Origin of the sequence: Lawsonia intracellularis PHE/MN1-00 (genome assembly GCF_000055945.1) — a bacterium.
GTDB lineage: Bacteria > Desulfobacterota > Desulfovibrionia > Desulfovibrionales > Desulfovibrionaceae > Bilophila > Bilophila intracellularis.
This window is the reverse complement of the sequence record NC_008011.1, coordinates 207,522-229,317: the sequence shown is the minus strand read 5'-3', so window position 1 is coordinate 229,317 and position 21,796 is coordinate 207,522. Positions and strand designations below refer to the sequence as shown.

The 21,796-nt window shown below is 37.8% G+C and carries 15 protein-coding genes and 1 tRNA gene; 7 read left to right on the top strand and 9 right to left on the bottom strand.

Annotation, left to right across the window (positions count from 1 at the left end; all coding sequences use genetic code 11):
• Positions 1 to 81: 81 nt before the first annotated feature.
• Both LI_RS07575 and LI_RS01000 read left to right on the top strand, forming a co-directional pair.
• Positions 82 to 933 carry a hypothetical protein gene (locus LI_RS07575; protein ID WP_050812167.1) on the top strand — a complete coding sequence of 284 codons (852 nt, stop codon included), beginning with the start codon at positions 82 to 84 and terminating at the stop codon, positions 931 to 933.
• Between the two features lie 526 nt (positions 934 to 1,459).
• On the top strand, positions 1,460 to 3,379 hold the full coding sequence (locus LI_RS01000) for a tetracycline resistance ribosomal protection protein Tet(W) (protein ID WP_011526261.1): 1,920 nt from the start codon (positions 1,460 to 1,462) through the stop codon (positions 3,377 to 3,379).
• Between the two features lie 308 nt (positions 3,380 to 3,687).
• Here the strand turns inward: LI_RS01000 and LI_RS00995 are convergent, their stop codons facing one another.
• The 3 genes from LI_RS00995 to LI_RS00985 form a co-directional block, all read right to left on the bottom strand.
• A complete protein-coding gene (locus tag LI_RS00995; RefSeq protein ID WP_050812166.1) occupies positions 3,688 to 3,930 on the bottom strand; it encodes a HigA family addiction module antitoxin in 243 nt (80 codons plus the stop codon).
• Between the two features lie 203 nt (positions 3,931 to 4,133).
• Positions 4,134 to 4,706, bottom strand: coding sequence for a hypothetical protein (locus tag LI_RS00990; RefSeq protein WP_015353685.1), 573 nt, complete (start codon positions 4,704 to 4,706; stop codon positions 4,134 to 4,136).
• Positions 4,707 to 4,785: 79 nt separating this feature from the next.
• Positions 4,786 to 5,331, bottom strand: coding sequence for a YagK/YfjJ domain-containing protein (locus LI_RS00985; protein ID WP_011526259.1), 546 nt, complete (start codon positions 5,329 to 5,331; stop codon positions 4,786 to 4,788).
• Between the two features lie 527 nt (positions 5,332 to 5,858).
• Between LI_RS00985 and LI_RS07570 the strand changes: the two genes are divergently transcribed.
• Complete coding sequence (locus LI_RS07570; RefSeq protein ID WP_172633677.1) at positions 5,859 to 6,062, top strand: hypothetical protein; 204 nt, start codon at positions 5,859 to 5,861, stop codon at positions 6,060 to 6,062.
• 381 nt (positions 6,063 to 6,443) lie between these two features.
• On the opposite strand, the gene LI_RS00975 is transcribed toward LI_RS07570, so the two are convergent.
• The 4 genes from LI_RS00975 to LI_RS00960 all read right to left on the bottom strand — a co-directional run bounded on the left by LI_RS00975 (position 6,444) and on the right by LI_RS00960 (position 10,432).
• Entirely contained in the window at positions 6,444 to 8,108 is a 1,665-nt protein-coding gene (locus LI_RS00975; protein WP_011526257.1) for a DUF3987 domain-containing protein, read from the bottom strand.
• 45 nt (positions 8,109 to 8,153) lie between these two features.
• Positions 8,154 to 8,348 carry a helix-turn-helix domain-containing protein gene (locus tag LI_RS00970; protein WP_041817031.1) on the bottom strand — a complete coding sequence of 65 codons (195 nt, stop codon included), beginning with the start codon at positions 8,346 to 8,348 and terminating at the stop codon, positions 8,154 to 8,156.
• Positions 8,349 to 8,448: 100 nt separating this feature from the next.
• A complete protein-coding gene (locus LI_RS00965) occupies positions 8,449 to 9,459 on the bottom strand; it encodes a hypothetical protein (RefSeq protein WP_011526256.1) in 1,011 nt (336 codons plus the stop codon).
• The gene (locus tag LI_RS00960; RefSeq protein WP_197535266.1) at positions 9,449 to 10,432 is read right to left on the bottom strand and encodes a tyrosine-type recombinase/integrase; all 984 of its coding nucleotides are present in this window, start codon (positions 10,430 to 10,432) and stop codon (positions 9,449 to 9,451) included. The genes LI_RS00965 and LI_RS00960 overlap by 11 nt, the downstream gene beginning before the upstream one ends.
• Positions 10,433 to 10,725: 293 nt before the next feature.
• On the opposite strand from LI_RS00960, the gene LI_RS07500 reads away from it, so the two are divergent.
• From LI_RS07500 to LI_RS00950, 3 genes are all read left to right on the top strand, one after another.
• Positions 10,726 to 10,806 (top strand) — tRNA-OTHER (locus LI_RS07500).
• Positions 10,807 to 11,313: 507 nt separating this feature from the next.
• Positions 11,314 to 12,717 carry an outer membrane homotrimeric porin gene (locus LI_RS07340; protein WP_015353683.1) on the top strand — a complete coding sequence of 468 codons (1,404 nt, stop codon included), beginning with the start codon at positions 11,314 to 11,316 and terminating at the stop codon, positions 12,715 to 12,717.
• Positions 12,718 to 13,173: 456 nt separating this feature from the next.
• Positions 13,174 to 13,719: a DUF456 domain-containing protein gene (locus tag LI_RS00950; RefSeq protein WP_015353682.1), complete on the top strand. Its 546-nt coding sequence runs from the start codon at positions 13,174 to 13,176 to the stop codon at positions 13,717 to 13,719.
• 17 nt (positions 13,720 to 13,736) lie between these two features.
• On the opposite strand, the gene LI_RS00945 is transcribed toward LI_RS00950, so the two are convergent.
• Both LI_RS00945 and LI_RS00940 read right to left on the bottom strand, forming a co-directional pair.
• Complete coding sequence (locus LI_RS00945) at positions 13,737 to 15,938, bottom strand: RelA/SpoT family protein (RefSeq protein WP_015353681.1); 2,202 nt, start codon at positions 15,936 to 15,938, stop codon at positions 13,737 to 13,739.
• 122 nt (positions 15,939 to 16,060) lie between these two features.
• Positions 16,061 to 17,719 carry a peptide-binding protein gene (locus LI_RS00940; RefSeq protein ID WP_011526251.1) on the bottom strand — a complete coding sequence of 553 codons (1,659 nt, stop codon included), beginning with the start codon at positions 17,717 to 17,719 and terminating at the stop codon, positions 16,061 to 16,063.
• A gap of 855 nt (positions 17,720 to 18,574) precedes the next feature.
• Between LI_RS00940 and LI_RS00935 the strand changes: the two genes are divergently transcribed.
• A complete protein-coding gene (locus tag LI_RS00935; protein ID WP_011526250.1) occupies positions 18,575 to 21,796 on the top strand; it encodes a DEAD/DEAH box helicase in 3,222 nt (1,073 codons plus the stop codon).

Here is a 21,796-nt window from a genome sequence, read left to right as displayed (position 1 = left end):
CGCCCGTAAAAGGCGGCCCCCTTTTCCTTATTTCCGCGGATGATCCGCGGTCTATGAATGTTATTCCTTCGGGAGTCGAGGATGCTGTATTTCAAACCTGCACGGCTGGGCAGCGTCGGCCTGGATGACGGAGAACTGAAGAAAGACAGAACATCCTGTCTTCCGTTCGGTCCCTGCGGGGTCGGGAAGAAGGCTCTGTATCTGAACAGTCTTTTCATGGATCGTCGTTTCTATGTACCCGTATCCAACATTCGACGGGCCTACAAACGCGTCGCCATGAGCAAAGGCGCGTTTACCGGCAAGGGGATATTCGGTTCCATTCCCTATCTCGTGGTGGAATACGGGAAGGACGAAAGCGTGCAGTGCACCTTCAAGCATGAAAATCATGTCGATCTGATGCTTGCCGAAATTCAGCGGCGTTTTCCCCATATCAAGACCATGTCCGAAGCCGCAGCCAGAAGACTTGCCGAGGCCAGAGCGGCGGAAGAGGCAAGGTATGTGAAGCAGCTTTCTCCCGCGGCCCAGGAGAGTCTGGAAGAGCTTCGCAGAGCCAGGGCCTTTCTGGAAGAGCGTCCTGATCTGACGGCAAGGCTTGCCGCGGCCAGCAAGGCCCGTCGCGTGGATCAGCTGACCAATCCGGCCCACAAGTGGATAGCTCTGGCCATATTCTGCCTTGCGCTCGCAGCTTCCGTATACGGTGCGTACACTTGGCTCACCGGTTCCGGGGATTACGGTCTTTATGTCACGCTCATAGGACTTTCCGCCCTGTTTCTTTTTGCCGGAGCCAACGTGCTGCCTACGGCGCGCAACAACAGCAGAGCCATTGCGGCTGCACTGGAAAAGGCCCGGAACAGGCGGACAGGATACTGGAGGCAGCTTACCAGCAGGAACAGGTCGAAAAGGAGCAGAAATGGGGTGCAAGGTCAAAAATAAGGGTAGGCGCACGATAATCACAAAAAATGGAGGTAATTTCATGGAAAAGTACATCTTTGACGAGGGCAACGGTCTGTGGTATGAGTTGCAGAGGGACTAACAATATTCGGGCGTGTGCGGCGGAAATCGTGGACACAGAAATTATTTGCGCATGAGGCCCCAAATCGGAGGGTGTCCCGGTGAATGCCCTCCTGATTTATTTGGGACAGCGGGTAAAAACTTCTTGCATTTTAGAGTGTGCTATGCTATGACTGCTGTCATCCTGATTTGAGGAGTCTATTCAACATGCGGCAAGGTATTCTTAAATAAAATTTGATAATGGGCACAAAAATAATTGCCCCTTGCAGGGGCTTGGTTTTTGTACCCAATTTAAGAATGCTTTTGCCTTTTTATCAAATATCGTGACGGATAACGGCTCATGTTAGCTGAATGCGTTTCTATGTATCCGAAGTCATGATCCCCAGCGGTAAAAGTATTTGCCGCTGGGGATTTTTGCGCCCTTTTGGGCCTTGTATGGAGGATAGACATGAACATTATCAATATCGGGATTCTTGCCCATGTAGATGCGGGCAAGACGACACTGACAGAAAGCCTGCTGTATGCCAGCGGAACCATTTCAGAGCCGGGGAGCGTCGAAAAAGGGACAACGAGAACGGACACTATGTTTTTGGAGCGGCAGCGTGGAATTACCATTCAAACGGCAGTCACTTCTTTCCAGTGGCACAGTTGTAAAGTCAATATTGTGGATACTCCCGGCCACATGGATTTCTTGGCAGAGGTATACCGCTCTCTGGCTGTTTTGGACGGGGCCATCTTGGTGCTCTCCGCTAAAGATGGCGTGCAGGCCCAGACCCGTGTTCTGTTCCATGCCCTACGGAAATTGAACATCCCCACCATTATCTTTATCAACAAGATCGACCAGGTTGGCATTGATTTGGAGAGCGTATATCAGTCTGTTCGGGATAAGCTCTCCGCTGATATTATCATCAAGCAGACAGTGTCGCTGTCCTCGAAAATAACTCTGACAGAAAACACTAGTGCAGAGGTTTGGGATTCGGTCATCGAAAATAACGATGAGTTATTGGCAAAGTATATCGCAGGAGAATCAATCAGTCAGAAAGAACTTGCGCAAGAAGAACAGCGGCGAGTTCAAGACGCCTCCCTGCTCCCGGTCTATCATGGTAGCGCCAAAAACGGCCTTGGCATTCAACAGTTGATGGATGCGGTGATAGGGCTGTTCCAATCGACCAAGGAACAGGGGAGCGCCGCCCTGTGCGGTAGAGTTTTTAAGGTGGAGTATACAGATTGCGGCCAGAGGCTTGTCTATCTGCGGCTATACAGCGGAACGCTGCGTCTGCGGGATACGGTGGCCCTAGCCGGGAGAGAAAAGCTGAAAATCACAGAGATGCGTATTCCATCCAAAGGGGAGATTGTTCGGACAGATACCGCCCATAAGGGCGAAATTGTCATCCTTCCCAGCGACAGCTTGAGATTAAACGATATATTGGGGGACAAAACCCAACTTCCTCGTGAAATGTGGAGTGATGTTCCCTTCCCTATGCTGCGGACGACGATTACGCCAAAAACGGCAGAGCAAAGAGACCGGTTGCTGGACGCTCTTACGCAAATTGCGGATACTGACCCGCTTTTGCACTACGAGGTGGATTCCACCACCCATGAGATCATTCTTTCTTTTTTGGGTCGGATGCAGTTGGAGGTTGTTTCCGCTTTGCTGACGGAAAAATACAAGATTGAAACAGCAGTGAAGGAACCCACCGTCATTTATTTAGAGCGGCCGCTCAAAGTGGCCAGTCACACCATCCATATCGAGGTGCCGCCTAACCCGTTTTGGGCATCTATCGGACTGTCTGTTACACCGCTCCCGCTTGGCTCCGGTGTAAAATACGAGAGCCGGGTTTCCCTGGGATACCTGAACCAGAGTTTTCAAAACGCTGTCATGGATGGTATCCGTTACGGTTTGGGGCAAGGCTTGTGTGGCTGGAACGTAACGGACTGTAAGATTTGCTTTGAATACGGACTTTACTATAGCCCGGTCAGTACGCCGGCGGACTTCCGCTCATTGGCCCCGATTGTATTGGAACAGGCATTGAAGAAATCTGGGACGCAGTTGCTGGAACCTTATCTCTCCTTCACCCTCTATGCGCCCCAGGAATACCTTTCCAGGGCTTATCATGATGCGCCGAAATACTGTGCCACCATCGAAACGGCCCAGATAAAAAAGGATGAAGTTGTCTTTACTGGCGAGATTCCCGCCCGTTGCATACAGGCATACCGTACTGATTTGGCCTTTTACACCAACGGGCGGAGTGTGTGCCTGACGGAACTGAAAGGGTATCAGGCCACTGTCGGCGAGCCAATCATCCAGCCCCGTCGTCCAAACAGCCGTTTGGATAAGGTGCGCCATATGTTCAGTAAGATTCCTTGATACGCCACAGCAAGGATGGTTATTGCATTTCCCTGCCTTTCGTGGTAAAATGTAGTTGTAAACCACCAGAGAAAACAACAACCCTGCTACCCCCCGTTATCACCACCGATAACAATTTGATAACAGCCCATCGTATAGGGCTGGATAATATGGACACATCAAATAATCAAAAAAATGAGGTATCAAATTTATGAAGCAAAATCCGTTAAATATGATGCCCAACAACGACTTACGATAATTGCTAAAATTGAGAGGATCGGCTGTAAAAAGTCGATCCTCTTTTCGCATCCAAATAATGTATTTACTGCTTATGAATGCAATTGAGCTATATCATAATCTACCTGTTTTTCCATCCAGTATTTTGTTGTGGTATTGAGTGCTTTGGCGAGTCTTATGGCAGTGTCAAGAGTTATGCTTCTTTTGGCGTGAACAATCTCATTGATGCGTGATGGAGAGACATCAATCATACGCGCAAATTCAGAGATGTTCATATCCTTTTGTTTGATTATATTTCTCAGTTCTATGCCTGGATGTTCTTGAAATAAGTCCATACTACACTCCTTGTTGTTCGAATATCACACTATAATTATAAAATTGATTTTATAACTAAATCTTCCTCTGCCCCTGTAAGTTCATCGATGTTCTTGTTGATGATCTTTTGGGAGGACTCATTACCGGATAGTCCCTTCTTCTTGGACTTGGATTCGATGAGGCTTTTTTGCTTTTGATAGCTACGACGGTATCATACAATGTATTATTTCTCCCTGGCTCTGCACTCACAAATAACTTCATGCGCTTCTGTTGTTGTCAGAGAGTTCAAGTCCTTACTGAATTTTTCCATGGCTATCTGTTCTGCGTTGTCACTGAGACTATGAATATACTCAAGCTGTTTCTGACTTACGGGCTTGCTATGAGCAGTTTGGACGGTAGATGATGCAGAGCTATCACGGTAATCCACATCGATCACCTGGTCGTTCATCGTTTCGGACTCAAAATCCAGAGTGCCTACGTTACAAGCAAGTCCTATAGCTCTGCTGGTTGCTCGTGTACTTGCCATACGGATGAAGGCGTTACGACACGCAGGAGGAACATTTTCAGGCGTAGCATCTCCTATAGCAGAACATACGATACCGCTTTTCAAAGTAACCGTACTTTTGAATATAGCGGTATTTCCATTGTCAGATGAAGGGAATTGTAGTGGTATAGTATCAATTGATTGTAGACCCAGTTGATGCGCTATGTCGACCATGCCTAAAAATCTTGGAATATCATTGCCGTGGATACTGATAAGATGTTTTTCCGGGACAGAAACTTCTTGCTTTTTCATGTGCTACTCCAATAAATAAGACTGATTATCGTTATTCGAACTCTATAATATAAAAGTAAAAATAAAAAATTACATAAACTTATATACGAGAACAGCCAAAGTTCCGATATCCGTCATTCACAAAACCTGAAGTAGCTGTTTTTGCCAGATAGGAAGCAGCCATACGAAATCTGTCTAGTTTATAGGACAATTCAGGATCATCTCGTCTGAGCATAGTACCATTACCTGTCAAATCTCCTTTCCAGTCTTTCAAGCAGTAATGTACCAGTCCTAAAGCGGTCTCTATACCCAATGTAGAAGCCCAGAATCTTTCGACTGTCTTGAATACCGGCATGATACGTTGAATTTTGTTACCATTCAGAAAAAGCAAGCAGTGGTAATGGTGGTGTTCTGATATATTCTGTTCTCTTTTCCAAAAGTAGTAAGGATCATAACCTAAACGAAAATAATACGTATTGACCTTATCGAATAACGAGGAAATATCTTTCTTTTGAGGGTAAGGATAATGTTGAGGATATCTGACGTTGAAGAATACCGGTAATACTTTGTTGTGATTTGATATATAGTTGATAAGTAAGTTTTCAATTCTTTCATTGATAGTATGGAAATAGTTTTTGTTATTCATGCTTTTCCTCTTTTTGTTGGAGTTAAAATGTTTTTTGATGTGATAGTTTAGAATACAGTTTTTATGAGATATGATGTATTATGTTTATTTGTAAATTCTGTATATATAGTTTTTTAATGTTGTTTATATATACTACATGATACCTATTAAAATATATAATTTATTTACATGTTTAGAAAAAGTATACTTGTGAAAATAATTGATTTGGTTACATAATATCTTGTCCGAATTATTTTATAAACTTATATCATCTTATTCTAAGATGACGGATAAAAAAGAAGGAACATGGTAAGCTCATGTTCCTTCTTCATTCTCTTACATCAAAACCTTAGAGTGTTATCGTACAAATATGAAAACGGCGTGCCAAAAATCGGGGGGAGGGATTTTTTAGCTGATTTTTCCGCTAAAAATCGGATGTCCTGGTCTAAGTCCTCTCGTTTTGAATGGTGTTGCCTTTGTGGCCGGGTAAATCTTCTTGCCTGGTACGCTTGTCCTTTCAGCCTGCGTTTGCTGTGAGCGTTGGTTTCATGGTGAGCAGTGTTAGGCATGATGCTTCGGCTTGTCCGTTTGAGGTAGCGGCTGGTTCTGTCACAGGTTTTCGGCTAGATGGAGAGCAGGGGAGAGGGAGTTCAGCGTCTTGGGGCTTTAGGGGTTATGACGACCTTCAGGGTGTCTTGCGGTGGCTTGTGAGCAGCAGAGATTCGGAACTTTGTGATCGTCCTGACCGTTGAACTTGGAGGTCTTCTGACGCTCTGTGAGTCTGCGAATGTCTGTCTGCTTTTGTGGGTGGGAAAGAGGATGTGGAGCGTTAGGCCTCGTAACGGCAGTGGAGATCCCTCAGTGCGCTTTCTGGGGATGGCGTCTCTGATTGGTTCTGGAATGGCCTCAGACTCGTTATCCTCCCGTCTTGCCGATGACGTACCGTGTGAGGCGGATAGGCGGTGTGGGGAGGGGATCAGTACGGGAGCATAGAGGTCTGTTTTGTAGCGGTTGTGTCGGTAAAAAGTGCTCCTCATGGTCAAAAAAACGAGAGAGCTGCCCTCATGGACTGCTCTCTCATGGAAAGGAGTTTTAGCGTAACCACCGTCTACGGCATGGGTGTAGACGCTTTTTTATAAGAATGTGCCCATCGGCTGCTGAAAAAAGTCCGGCCTGAGAGCTGCCACGAGCTGGTTTCCTCCGAAGTCGAGTGCGGAAAGTAAGTTGCACTGTTGAAGCAGAGCCAGGGCATTTCTGACTTCGTCGGCTTTGAGTCCCGTACGCTGTTGAAGTATCCGCGAGGTGATTCCATGCGTGAGCACATCGTGCTGCATATTGAAGTCGATACACAGCAGGGAGTCGATCAGCTTTCGGGCATGGATTCGCGCTCGAAGGCACGTGGGGTCGATCGTGAACCTGAAATGCGCCAAGCTGTCCTTACTCAAAGATACGCCGAGATTCATTTCATCAGCGGTGATGGTTGTTGGCCAGCTTGAGGCTTCAGCTTGGTTCCATAGATGGGCAGCAAACGCAAATCGGCACGCAAGCCCGTGAGCTTTTTTCAGGGCCTCCCTCATGAATGGAGTTCCGTTTTGAAAATCGAGGGCAAGAGACTTCTCATATTCTTTTACCATGTCGTAGGCTTCGTTGCTGAGGGCAATCTGGTGACGTGCCGAGTTGTTATACTCCTTTTGAATGATTGGAGAAATGACATCAGAGTAACTTTTGCGCGCCTCACCAAGAGAAAATTCTCCGTTTGGGGTACTACTCTGGGCCAGATGAAAAACGATGCGGGCCCACAGTCCGTCGCCTTCGAAGGCGCTGGACTTGTACAGAAAACGCGATAATTGCTCGGGCTGCGTGAGAATGAAAAGTGCAACAAACGGATGTTCATAGCGGTATGTGCTTCTGAAATTTTGTAGTGTGAAGCCTTCTCCAGAGAAAGAATTCTTCAGCATTTCAGGCAGAGATCCCTTAAGGAACGATGTCCGGGTCAGGAAACCTCCTTCTGTTGATTGGATGGCCAGCCGACCCTTTTGGGCATAGCAGATACGATGAAAGCCAGCCGGAGTTACGTTGTCCGTAAAAAACTGGAGGGACGGCTGCTCTATGAATTGAGCAATCCGGCTTTGTTCTTCCCCCGCGATTTCATTGACGAGAGCTTCAAAGTCTTCGTCCGTGGGAGTGCTGCCTAAGTTTACCAGCGAGGAGGCAATTTTTTTCTGGGTGATTCTGGCGGCCACTCTTTGAGCAACCTTCAGCTTCGTGTGGGATAAATCCCCAGAGCCTTCATCGGAACCTCTCAGCTTGTTGAAGTTTTTTTCAAATATATTGAATGGTTCCTGACAAAAGGCCGATATGACGGACTTTCGATGGCCGGATGGAGCGGTGGCAATGATATTGATAATGGCTTGTTCTGTCCATTCGCTTCCACAGCGGATGATCCAGTTGCCTGCTGTGGCGTATAGCGTATAGGCAAGCAGCATTTTATAGAGACCGACTTGATCGAACCCTGTGTTGCATGCGAGATCAGAAGCTACCTTTCCAAGGATGTAAGGAACAGGAGTCCTTGGAGCAAAATAATTCATTGGTCCGTTTTGTTCCGGCAAAGAATAGTAGGTACATCTGAGTCTTTCTGATGCGTCATAGACCCGCTTGCTCTTTAAATCGCTGATGTAGTTTTTATATGAGGTACTGATGACACTTCGGGCATGGTTCTGCTTTTCCATGTACGAGATGAGATCATCAGGAGATGCATTGTTCCACGTGTTGGATACGAAAGTCTGAGGGTAAGGCATAAAATCCTCCGGCAGCGCCCAGGGGTATGCCCTGGGCGACTTGGGTTACTTTTCTGAGGCGACCTGAATGCGATGGGCCGTCATGAAGGCCTGGACATCATGAACGGAGTAGCGGACTAGCCGTCCTATTTTCGAGTACGGTATGCCGCGATGGTAAAAACGCTGCTTCTGCAACGTGGATACGGAAATACCGGTTAGCTGCGCTACGGCCTTTTCTGACAGCCAAGTGGCTTGGTCCATAATTCCTCCTCAAAAAAAAACGTGGGTGTTTTGCAACACCCACGTTCCGAGATTATACGTTATTTTTCTAGGGACTTTTTCAAATGATGTAGTGTCCCCTTTAGATGTGAAGGTAGGCCAAAGGATAAATTTTCGTTACATCAGGCATGGAATATCTTTCAAAAATTTTTTTGGCGTTCTTAGGCATTGTACAACCTGTTTCAATCATAGCTACACTTTTTTTATTTTCTATACTTTGTATCGTCCCTTGTAGTTGTCTTTTTAGTGCCTTCTTACAAGCTTCTCTATTTTTACATATAAAATATTTATTATCACTTTTACATTCGCTTTCGCAATACGGCCAATTTAATTTTCTAAGACCACATTTAAATTTTCCAATATTATTTCCTTTGGTGTCAATATATTTCAAACGATGGTCCCATTGAGCTAGACCATATAGACGACTTAATCTCGAATTTTCATAAGTTTCAGTACGATTATCTTCCTTTACTATTTCTGTTAGTACATTTTCAATATGAGGAGTAATTTTTTTAGATAAGTACGCAAACTCTATAGCTAGTTGCTCTTTAAATAGATTTAGAAGTGCTTCGTAATTCAAATCTTCTTTTGTAAAATCTACAACGAACTTCCATTTTCCATCTATTCGACTTGTCCCTACAAAGCCAGTTGATGTAGTAGTCGAAATAAATGTTGGAAGATGTAGTTGTGTATCTCGAATTTTATTTTTTATGAATTCTTCTATATTAAATGGATGGCATAGATCTGCAAAGGATAGTTTATATTGACACGAAATATTATATACGTGTTTAATCCATTTTTGATATTTATTTATAATCATTTTAAAATCTTGCTCGTAAACTGTTGTAATAAACGAGTGATATTCAAAATTATTAATTAATTGATGAAAATAAGTTATTAAGTCATTTAAAAATAATATTGAAAAAATGTCGTCAAAATCATAATTCAATTCCATCAATGGCAAATTCCAATTTTCTTTTAGCCACACAGCATCTTCCTGACTTGTATATTCAAAATTTCTCTTTATGTATTCTGACTTGACAAAAGAATTGAAGCTACTCTCTAGAGCCTTCTGAAGAATATCAGTCGTCATCTTTTTTCTCCATATTGCTGGTTAATATATCATCAGCTACACGAGCGGCTCGTTTCATAGCTTCATCTGCAAGATGAGCATAGCGCTGCGTCATTTGTGGACTTGAGTGAGTCAGTAACTTTTGAAGAGTATATAAGTCAACTTTTCCACTAGAAGCGAGATGTGAAGCATAAGTATGTCTTAACCCATGAAATGGACGGAAATCAGCGGGTAATTGGGCTTTTTGTTTTATTCTATTTGGCATACTACGAAAGTCAGATCGCTTTTCTCCTTTTGTATTTGGAAAAACATATCGAGACGTATGGGGAAGTTTTTCCAAGATAATTTTCGCAGCTTCGGACATGGGTATGTATGCCGTTTTTCCTTTTTTAGCTGATTTTCCTTGTAATGTAATGATACCTTGCTCAAAATCTAAATCCGTCCATTCTAATGCTAGTAATGCTCCTTTTCTCATGCCTGTTACTAAAGCTAAGCGAAGGCAAGAAGCCATAACCTGATCTGTTTCAGCATCAAGAGCTTCCATCAATGCTTTTAGTTGTGTTTCTGTTAAGTTTTCAGTTTTTATATTATCGACTTTTGGCATCTCAAAAACAAGTTGTGATCTATCAGGTAGTGTACAAAAGCCATTTTTTTCACCAAAGCGCAGAATACGACGAAGCAAAGCAAGAGTATTAAGAACTGTTTGTGGGCTTTTTCCAGATTGAATAAGGTTATCTTTGAATATTCTAACATCATTTGTTGTGATTTCTTCAGGAAATTTATGCCCAAATATATTTTTCAAATGAAGTTCATACCTGCACAGGTCAATATCAGTATTTTTGTTTTTAGGGCGACCCTTGGCATACTCTTCCCAAATACCATGAATATTTTTTCTGAGCGAAGCAGCAAGAGCTTCTTCTTTGGCTAGTTTTTTGGTTTTTCGTTTACCTTCTATAAGCTCAGAACGTATTCTGGAAGCCTTGGCGGGAGTCATGTCGTCGATAAACTGTCGTCCTACTTTTTCTTCAATAACCTTCCCATTCTTCTTGAATACGACATAGTAGACCTTTTCGCTTCCAGAGGCACCTATTCTTTTTTCTTCTCGGAAGAATACTCCGGGATATTTTGTTTTGTTCCTTTTTGTGGCGGCCATTCTTTGTCTCCTTTTTTTCCAACCCTATTTCCAACCTATTAGGTCAGATAAATAACATATTAGGAAAATAAAGGAAAGAGAGTGTATTAATAATTTATTGAATTATAAGGATAATAAAAATTGATGAAAATCTAGGAAAATAATATTCGTTGGTCTTCAAAACCAATGGCGGGCAGCTTGTCCGTGGTAGGTTCGACTCCTATACGCTTCCGCCAATAAAAAAAAAAAATTATAATAGTAATTAATAACTAACTCTAATAACATTTTTATCTTTTTGTAACAACCTCTAAAAAACAATAAAAAATTATGTTTAATAAAAAAATATTATAACATAATTTTTATATTAATTTAACCTTTTATCATAATTTGTTAAAAAAATATTTTATGTCACATCCTACCTTAATAGTAAGCTAATAAAAATAGCCTATAACTTACTTTATCATGAATGTAATAGAATTAACCTCTTCTATATTTATTTTATTCTATACTTAGTACATGTACTAAGTATAGAATAATAAGTGTTATGTTTCATATATAATATTATACTAAATTGAGCTATATCGTTCTTTTTAGTTATCTAATGATATTAGGTATTCTTCTATTAATTTTATTTCTACTTTTTGTTAATTATAATATTAAACTCCTAAGAAAAAGGTTATACACTATATAATAATATAAAAATACATGTAATAAATAAGTCTATTCTTTTTATTGGAGTTAGAATGAGAAAGTTTATTATACTGTTTTTAGTATGTTGTCTCTTTCCATTAGCTTATCAGCATGCTTATGCTAGTGAAATTAAACTATCAGGTTTTTTTGATATCTCAATGTTTTGGATTGATACAAGTTTCTCACGATCTAATTCAAGTGATTACTTTGGAGCAAATCAACGTTTTACATTTCAAACGACTTATGAAGCCAATGAAAATCTTAAAGGTGTATTACGTTTTCGTATTAATAATGACTGGGGAGTAGGAAAAAATGAAAATGATTATAGTTATGGAGGTTCTATTGGTACAAATGGCAAAAGTATTGGCGTAAGATATGCTTATATAGACTGGATTGTACCAAATACTTCTATCAATGTCCGTATGGGACTACAGCAATTTGCTTTTCCAGGTTTTGTGGCTGATTCAGCTATTCTTGATTCAAATGCAACAGGTATTACTGTAAATACTCCTATAAATGATACTATTGGTGTTACCACATGGTGGATTCGTCCTTATGAAGGTAAAAATAAATCAACAATGGATACTGTTGGGCTTTCTATTCCATGTACATATAATGGCTTATCTATAACTCCATGGGGAGTTTATGGAAGAATAGGTAAAAATGTTTTTAACCTGCAAAAACAATTTGGACAACCTGATCAACTTCTTTTTCCATTTATTTGGACACCTACTGGAACACAACTCCTCAAAGAACATGCTAATATTTGGTGGCTAGGTTTTACCGGGATGTACAAATTTGAAATTCCTTTTTCTATTGCTTGGGACTTTAACTATGGAAACCAATCATCTAATACAAAAAAATTTAATCGATCAGGATGGTATGCCGCATTATTAGCACAATATCAATTTACAGGTGTAACACCTGGAATCTTAGGATGGTATACTACAGGTGATAAAGATAATTTGAGTAATGGTTCAAAGCGAATGCCAACCTATGATTCAAATTGGACAGGAACAAGTATGGGGTTTGATGGTTACTGGCAAGATCGTGGGACAGGAGCATCAATAGCTGGAAATGATCCTACAGGAACATGGGGAATTGCCGGACAACTGATGGATATTAGTTTTATTGAAAAATTAAAACATAATTTACGGCTAGCATGGTATCAAGGAACAAATAATAAAGAAATTGCAAAGCAATATGCCTTATTCGCAGCTTTACCTAATAGTGGGTTATCTAGAAATGGATTTCTTACTCCAAATGGACTTTATTTGACAAAAAAAGACTCTGTACTAGAGTTAAATATTAATTCTTTTTACAAAATATATGAAAATCTTATGGTTGGATTAGAACTTAACTGGATGCATCTTAAACTTGATAAAAAAATATGGAACAGTCATGATACAAAAAGCAATGCATATAGATTTATTTGTACACTTAGGTATACTTTTTAACAAAAACATTCATATCTTTCTTTAATATTAGGAAGATAATATCCTACTAGTTAGTACAATATATTTTATTTTTTTGCTTAATTGACAATACATATAATAGACATAATTATAATTTGCCTATTGTTAGCACTACCTTTTTCTACATTCTCTTATCTCTCTTAAATGTATAAAAATAGTTCTATACCAAAAAAGTAAGATTGAATCTTTTTGGAAACTATCTATCTACTATACACTAATACATACGTAAACACTACTTTTAGTAGTAACATAAGTATTGTAAAAAAGACAATACTTGTTCATCTCTCTTTTTTTATTTACACTTATTTCTAGTTCAACTAGTTATAACAAATTACTACCTATCTTTTATAAAAATACGTAGAATAAAATATACTAACTGGATAATATAACTATAGTGACATCATACTAACTCATATTACGTCTGCTTAGGATATTGCTATGGATGTTTTATTTCCTTCTATTTTTCTTCTTATTTTATCTGTTATCCTTCTATTAAATATTCTTACATTACCTGCAAATTGGATTATGCTAGGTCTTATTTCTCTGTGGAAATTTATTGGTCCAAACACATCTGATATGAATATGTTTTTCTTTATTATGTTATTTGGACTAGCTATTCTTGGAGAAATTATTGAATATATAGCTCAAAGTTGGGGAAGTAAAAAATATGGTTCTAGTACAAGTGGAATGTGGATAGGTTTATTAGGAGCGTTTATTGGTGCAATATTAGGATTACCATTTTTATTTGGATTGGGTGCTTTTATTGGAGCATTAGCTGGAGCATGGATAGGTTGCTATTTTATGGAAATCCTTAATGGACGTAGTCGTGAAGAAGCCAGCCGGGCAGCTAAAGGTGCACTTATTGGAAGATTATTAGGTATTATTATAAAATGTGGCATTGGTATTATTATACTTGTTATGACTTATCATGCTCTTTTTCCAACAATAGTACCCTCTTTTACTCCACCAATTACAAACTTTTAATACTATAATTATACAAATTACTCGTCTGCTGTTTTTCTAAGGACTTCTACAATATTAGGTAGTTGACGTAGTTTATCAATAACTTGATATAAATGTGCAATATCTCTTACTCCAATGGTAGCATCCATTTCTGATCTTCCATCAATTAAACGTTGAACAATACACGATTCAACATTCACATTTTCTGCTTTAAAAACTAGAGCAATATCAGCAAGTAATCCAACAACATTTATACCAACTAAATAAATACGTGCAGGAAAAGGAACAGTTTCATGTCCATCCCATTGAACTGAAACAAGTCTGTCAGATTCAAGTGCTTGAACATTAGGACATGTTTCTGTGTGAACAATAACACCACGGCCACGACTTATAAATCCAACAATAGAATCACCTGGCACTGGATTACAGCATTTAGCAAACCGTACAAGCATATTATCAATGCCTCTAACGGTAACTCCACTAAAATTTTGCAATACAGAAGATTCTTTTTTCTTTTTATGAGGAGCAATTACTTTAGAATAACTAGAAGTCTCATCTGAAGACATTAATGTCTGTAAGCGTTTTAATGTATACCGAGGTGTATTGCGGGCATATCCAACTGAAGCTAGTAACTCGTCAACAGAACCTAAAGAAAGATGGGTAGCAAGAGATATAAGGTGTCCTTCTTTTTCAGCTTTGGTAAGACTAATACCAAGTTTACGCCCTTCTTTTTCTAACAGTTCTCTACCAAGAGAAATAGCTGCAGCTTTTTCCTCAGTTCGAAGATATTGTTGAATACGATTTCTAGCTTTAGCTGTTTTTACTATTTTAAGCCAATCACGACTAGGATACCTATTTTTATCTGTAATAATTTCAACAGTATCACCACTTTTAAGAACTGAGTAAAGAGGAACAAGCTTACCATTAACTCTACTGCCCACACAATGATTACCAATTTCTGTATGGATAAGAAACGCAAAATCAAGAGGTGTTGCTCCTTTAGGTAGCTCTTTAACATCTCCTGCAGGTGTAAAGACATATACTTCATCTTTGAATAATTCTAAGCGTAATGATTGCATAAATTCAAGAGAGTCTTTTTCGTCCTTTTGACGATCTAAAACTTCTCTTAACCATTCAAATTGAGGTACATCACTTAAATTAACTGAATGGTTACGTTCTTTATATAACCAGTGAGAAGCTACACCTTGCTCAGCTAATTTATGCATCTCATTTGTACGAATTTGAATTTCAATACGTTCTCCTTCAGGACCCATAACAGTTGTGTGTAAGCTTTGATATCCATTTACTTTTGGCATGGAGATATAATCTTTAAATCGTCCATGTAAAGGCTTCCACTGAGAGTGAAGAAGTCCTAATACTGCATAGCAATCACTAATCGTATCTACGATAACTCGAAATGCAAGGATATCATGCATACTATCCAGTGTAAGATGTTGTTCAACCATTTTTTTATGTATACTATAAACATGTTTAACACGACCTTGCACTGTACCTTTTAGCCCGTTTTTATGAAGAATAGCTTTAATCTTAGAAATAATTCTTTCAATAAGATTTCTTTCTACAACTCTATTGGAATGCATCCAGGTAGAAATTTGTGTATAAATATCTGGATGGAGATATTTAAAGCTTAAATCTTCAAGCTCTAATTTAATTCTATGAAGTCCTAATCTATTTGCTAATGGTGCATAGATATCCATTGTTTCTTGAGCAATAGACTGACGTTTATGAGGTTTTTGAAAATTTAATGTTCTCATATTATGCAGTCTATCTGCTAACTTAACAATAGGAACTCTAATATCTTGAGACATAGCAAGAATCATTTTACGAAAATTTTCAGCTTGTTGTTCCTCCTTACTTTCAAAACTCATCATACTAATTTTAGTTACACCATTAACAATGTCTGCAACTTGTTTTCCAAATTCTGTTTCAATATCTTCTAGTGAACACTTTGTATCTTCAACTGTATCATGTAATAATGCTGCCATAATAGCATAAGCATCAAAACCCATTTCAGATAACATTTCAGCTACAGCTAGAGGATGAGATAGGTAGGGTTCTCCTGAAAGCCTAAGTTGTCCCTCATGAGCTGCTGCTGCATAAACATATGCTTTTTGAACAAGTGAACGCTCTGTGGCAGTTGCTTTATTTGCTTCTAACCGCCGTAGAACGTTTTGCATAGGGGTTGGTAAACCTACTGTAGGAGCTTCAATCACTTTCATGAACAGTCCATGGTAAATAGATATATTATTACTACAGTCACAGCCGTTATATACTTTAATAATAAATAATAAATAATAATCATTTTAAATAAATGTAAAATGATTGATATAATTATTATATGTTATTGAAGCTTTTTAGGAATCCACCACTGATCAAGATTATACATAATACCTGCTGGTGCTGGTTTTATCCCATGAAATTTAGATTTTATAATAGGTAAAGAATAAGGTACAAAAAGAAAACAGTATGGTTGATCATGATGAAGTATTTCTTGTATTTTATCATATAATGGCTTGCGTTTAGCTTGATCAAGTTCTGTTCTTGCTTCTACAAGGAGTGCATCAAGTTCCGTATTTTTATACCCCATGAAGTTTAATCCTCCTTCATGTGCTTTTGAAGAATGCCATACATCATAAATATCAGGATCTTGTGTAATAGACCATCCAAGAACAACAGCATCATATCTTCCTTTATCTATAAACTCTTTAAGAAAAGCAGCCCACTCTACAGTCCTAATTTGTACTTCAATTCCTACTTCTTTTAACTGACTTTGAATAATACTTGCTACTCGTGCTCTTTGTTCATTCCCTTGATTCACAAGTATAGTAAATGTAAAAGGCCTACCATCTCTTTGAAGAACACCATTGCCTGTATCTTTCCATCCTGCCTGTGTAAATAATTGTCGAGCTTTTTCTGGATTATATTCTATTGGTTTAAGGTGTGTGTTGTATACCCATGTTCCTGGCTTGTAAGGACCAAAGGAAACGACTCCTTCACCAAGAAGAACATTATCTACAATAGCCTGACGATCAATAGCATGGGAAATTCCTTGACGAGTTAATATATCTTGAAACATAGGCTTGTTTAAATTAAAGCCTAAGTAAGCATATGAAAAAGCAAGATATCTATATTTCTTCCAATTTTTTTCCCACTGTGGACCTTTAGTTTGCTTTAAGTATTGTTGTGGTGTAAGGCCCATCATATCTAAATTCCCTGCTCTTAATTCAAGGAACATTGTTGAACTATCTGGGATAACTGTATAAATAACTTCTGAGATATATGGCTTACCTTTAAAGTAACTATCAGATGCCTCAAGAATAAGGCGAGAACCTGTTTCCCAACTTTTTAATTTATATGGTCCAGCACCTATAGGATTTCTAGCAAAAGGTGTTTTGGTAATATCTTGCCCCTCAAGAATGTGTTTTGGTAAAATTGAGCCCATCCATGTCATTAGAGCTCTAGCATATGGCTTTTCATAATACACTTCAAAAGTAAAACGGCCTGTTTTTTTAAACTCCTTAATAGTGAGAAAGTCCTCTGCATAAGCTGTAGGTGTGTTAGGCTCTAACATTAATTTATATGTAAATTCTATATCGTCAACAGTAAGTTGCACTCCATCTTGCCAAAACACATCTTCACGCATAATAAATCGTAATAATTTTCCATCATTCAAAACTTCATATGACTTTGCTGCTAGTGGTACTACTTGTAAATCTTTATCATACTCAAGTGCAGATACAAATAGTAAGTCAGCAATTTCGTGTGAAGTACCGTCTGTAGACAAGTAAGGAATTAAATTTATTGGTTCTGCTATTGTTCCTAAACGAATACGTCCACCATGTACTGGTTGTTCTGTACTAAGGTCCTCATCACTGTTTTGCTCTGTTAGTTTTTGTGCATAAACAAAATGTATTGTTAGATAAAGAGAGGTCAATAAAAAAAGAAGAAAAAAAATTGAATGTACTAATGTTTTAGTTTTATAATGTATAATTTTATCCATATGATTTCCTTAATAACTATAAATCTATTGTAGCTAATCAAAAAATAACTATAACTTCTTTTACTACTTCAATAATATAAAAAATTGATTTATACTTATCTTACTTTTGACCTTAATTTAAACCTGTTGACCAAAAAGATATCATCAGAACCAATTTAAATTTATGGAAAAACAAAAAAGATTCAATTTTTATTAATAAGTATAGAGAGTTAAAACTCCATAGTATTATTTTAAAAAAGTAATAAATTTAGGGTAGTAAGACAATGAACGAAAGTCAATCATATGAATGAGATGACAAAAAGTTATATAAAAAAGATTTATTTTAACATTGAGAAAGTTGATATACTTTTTATCCTAATACGTTATATTTTTTCAGTGTACTGTGATTCATAGCTACATAGTAATCTAATATTCCTATGAATAATGTATAATATGGTAACATAACATGATTAAAATTAGAGACTACATATAGATGTATTCTATCTGTGTTATAACAGAACTCTTATTTATTTTTATCATCAACACTATTTAGTCATTTTTTATCAAGAGATAACTAAAAAATTAAAAAAAATTAAAAAAGATCTAGTCAATATTTTCTTTTAGGTATAACTATCTTTTTATACATTATAATTAGAATTAAATTTAAGCACTCATATTATCTAAAAAATAATTGGAGTAAAAAGCTATCAACAATTTTTCTTGATAACTAGCTAAGTTTGATTCACTCACTTTTTTTATTTATAGAATAAAGAATAAAAAACCTACTTGTTACAAATGTATTCTCTTGATATATAAACATGAAGTCCTATAATATCAAAAATTAAATATAGTAATATACGTAAGGAAAGTCAGTACATGAATTTTCGGGAGGAAAATATAGCCCGATCTCTGATCCAAGGCTTTATAAAAGGTTCAATCCCTGATTATATTAGGGATGTTGGTCAATCAATTATTCAAAACAATGGTGTCCAAAAACTTACCATTCGTAAAGAACATGATATTTGGTATATAGACAGTATTGTACAAGAAGAAGATTTTCAAAACTATTCTCCACAACTTATTATTTTTATTGAAGAATCACGTGTTTCTCATACATGCAACTGTCATGAAGCATTTATGGGCGTATGTAAACATATTGCTTCAGTAGCTATTAAACTTCATAATGATCTTGATAAATCAACAGATCTTGTTGAAGAACCTATAAAACATAATATTGAATGGCGTCAAAGTTTTCGGAATTTCTTTTCTACTTCTCTTGAACCAGAAGTAGGACGTCATTACCTTATTTTTAGGTTTTACCCTGAACCTACAAGACTTATTGTCGCTTTCTTCCGTGGACGCCAAAATAAGACCGGACTGTCTTCTGTCCATCAAGAAACAACATTAGAACAAATTTTACGTAATCCTGACTGGTGTGAACAATCTCCTCAGCTTTTAAAAGTAGCCCAACAAATAGGACATTTCTTAGACTATTATGGACATAGAGTCGAAATCCCTGAAGGACTTGTTTCATGGTTTTTCTGGGCTATACGTCATGAATATTATCTTCTTTGGAGAGATACAAACCTCCCTTGCACTATTGTCAGTACTCCTTTAGCCCTTAAACTTAAACCAAGCCTTGATGATGAAGGACTACGCTTTTATGTCTTGTTGCAACGTGAAGGAAAGATGCCTTTTTCACTCACAGAAGAAGATACAGAAATAACGTTTCATGGACAAATGCCCCTTTGGGTAAATTGGAATCAAAGTTTCTATCCTGTTCAGACAAGTCTGTCACCAACTCTTATTAAAGAACTTGTTGCTAATACCCCAATTGTACCACAAGATAATATTTCTGAATTTCTTGATAGAGTATGGACTCGACTACCTTCATCTGAACTATACGAACCAGAAGAATTTCTAAAAATAATGGAACCTATTTTCCAACCAGCATCCTATGACCCAAAACTTTTTCTTGATGAAGAAGGTAGTTTACTCACGCTAGAAGTACAAAATACATATGAAACAATTCATGGCGAATTTACTCTTCCTGGGCCAAATCCTGACTTTCAAACAGGAAGCTATATTTTTGAAGGTCACACATTTCTTATTCGAAGAGATCAGCAAGAAGAATCAGCGCTTATAACACAGCTGTCTGAGATGCACTTTCAACCACGCAGTAACAAATTATGGTTCATGGAACCAGAAGAAGCTATTGCATTTCTACTAGACTCATATCCCACTCTAGTAGAAAACTGGAGAGTTTATGGAGAAAAAGCACTTACCAGATATAAAGTAAGGATAGCTCAACCTGTTATTACTGCAAAAGTAGAAAGTAATGAAAAAGAAAAATGGTTTAATTTAGATATTGATGTAGAATATGATGGTCAACATTTACCCCTAGAACGTATTTGGAAAGCATGGGTGCGAGGTAAAAGGTATGTCCAGTTAAAAGATGGTTCATATACAAGTTTACCTGAAACATGGCTACAAAAACTCTCTCATAAACTTCATGCACTTGGCTTTGATCCAACTAAACCTCCAAAACATCAATTTAAACAATTTGAAGCACCTGTTCTTGATACTATTCTTGATGAACTTCCTAATTCAGAAACAGATTCATTTTGGAATTCATTACGAAATAAAATTAGAAGTTTCAAAGAAATTACACCTATTGAAACACCTAAAGGATTAAATGCAACATTACGTAGTTACCAACTACAAGGCGTATCTTACCTTAATTTTCTTAGTGAATATGGTTTTGGAGGTATCCTTGCTGATGAAATGGGATTAGGAAAAACAATACAAACTCTTTCCTTTATTCAACATATGGTAAATCGAAAGTATGAAGGACCAAACCTTATAGTTGTTCCTACCTCAGTTCTTCCAAACTGGGAAAGAGAAGCAGAAAAATTTGTTCCAGATTTAAAAAGATTAACTATTTATGGAACACGACGTGAAGGCATGTTCAAAAAAGTTGTAAATTCAGATTTAGTTATAACAACATATGCTCTACTTAGAAGAGATTTAGAAGAGTTAGAAAAACATTACTTTAATACTATTATTCTTGATGAAGCCCAAAATATAAAAAATCCAAATACAATTACAGCTAAGTCTGTTAGGACAATCAAAGCACGTATGCGTCTTTGCTTATCAGGTACTCCTATTGAAAATAACTTATTTGAATTATGGTCATTATTTGAATTCCTTATGCCTGGATTTCTTGGTTCACAACATGCATTCCAACGTGGAGTTATTAAACCTATACGCGATGGTGATAATGAAACCTTAGAATACTTACGAACTCGCGTAAAACCATTTATTTTACGACGGACAAAGTCAGAAGTAGCAAAAGATCTTCCACCAAAAATTGAAAATATTACATATTGTGCAATGACAGATGAACAAAACGAGCTTTATACAGCACTTACTAAAAAACTTCGCTCACAAGTACTTGCTGATATAGAAACTAAGGGTATTGCAAAAAGTCAAATGTCTATACTTGATGCACTACTAAAACTTCGACAGATATGTTGTCATCCACGCCTACTCAAAGTAGATATGCCAGGCTTCTCTATTGGAAGTCTTGCATCAGGGAAATTTGAAGCTTTCAAAGATATGATCTTTGATATTGTTGAAGGTGGACACAAAGTTCTTGTGTTCTCACAATTTGTACAGATGCTTCAATTGATCAAAAGCTGGCTACAAATAACTGATATTCCATTTTGTTATCTTGATGGAACTAGTAAAGATAGACTTGAACAAGTAGATAAATTTAATAACACTCCAGAAATTCCTGTCTTCCTTATCTCTCTTAAAGCTGGAGGAACAGGTCTTAACTTAACCTCTGCAGATTACGTCATTCATTATGATCCATGGTGGAACCCTGCTGTTGAAAGCCAAGCAACAGATAGAACACATCGTATTGGACAGACACGACAAGTGTTTTCTTATAAGCTTATCTGTCAAAATACAGTAGAAGAAAAAATCCTTAAACTTCAAGAAATGAAACGTGGTGTTGCAGAAGCAATTATTCCTGGACAAGATACTTGGAAATCTCTTACTAAAGAAGATTTAGAAATGCTATTTGAAATCTAG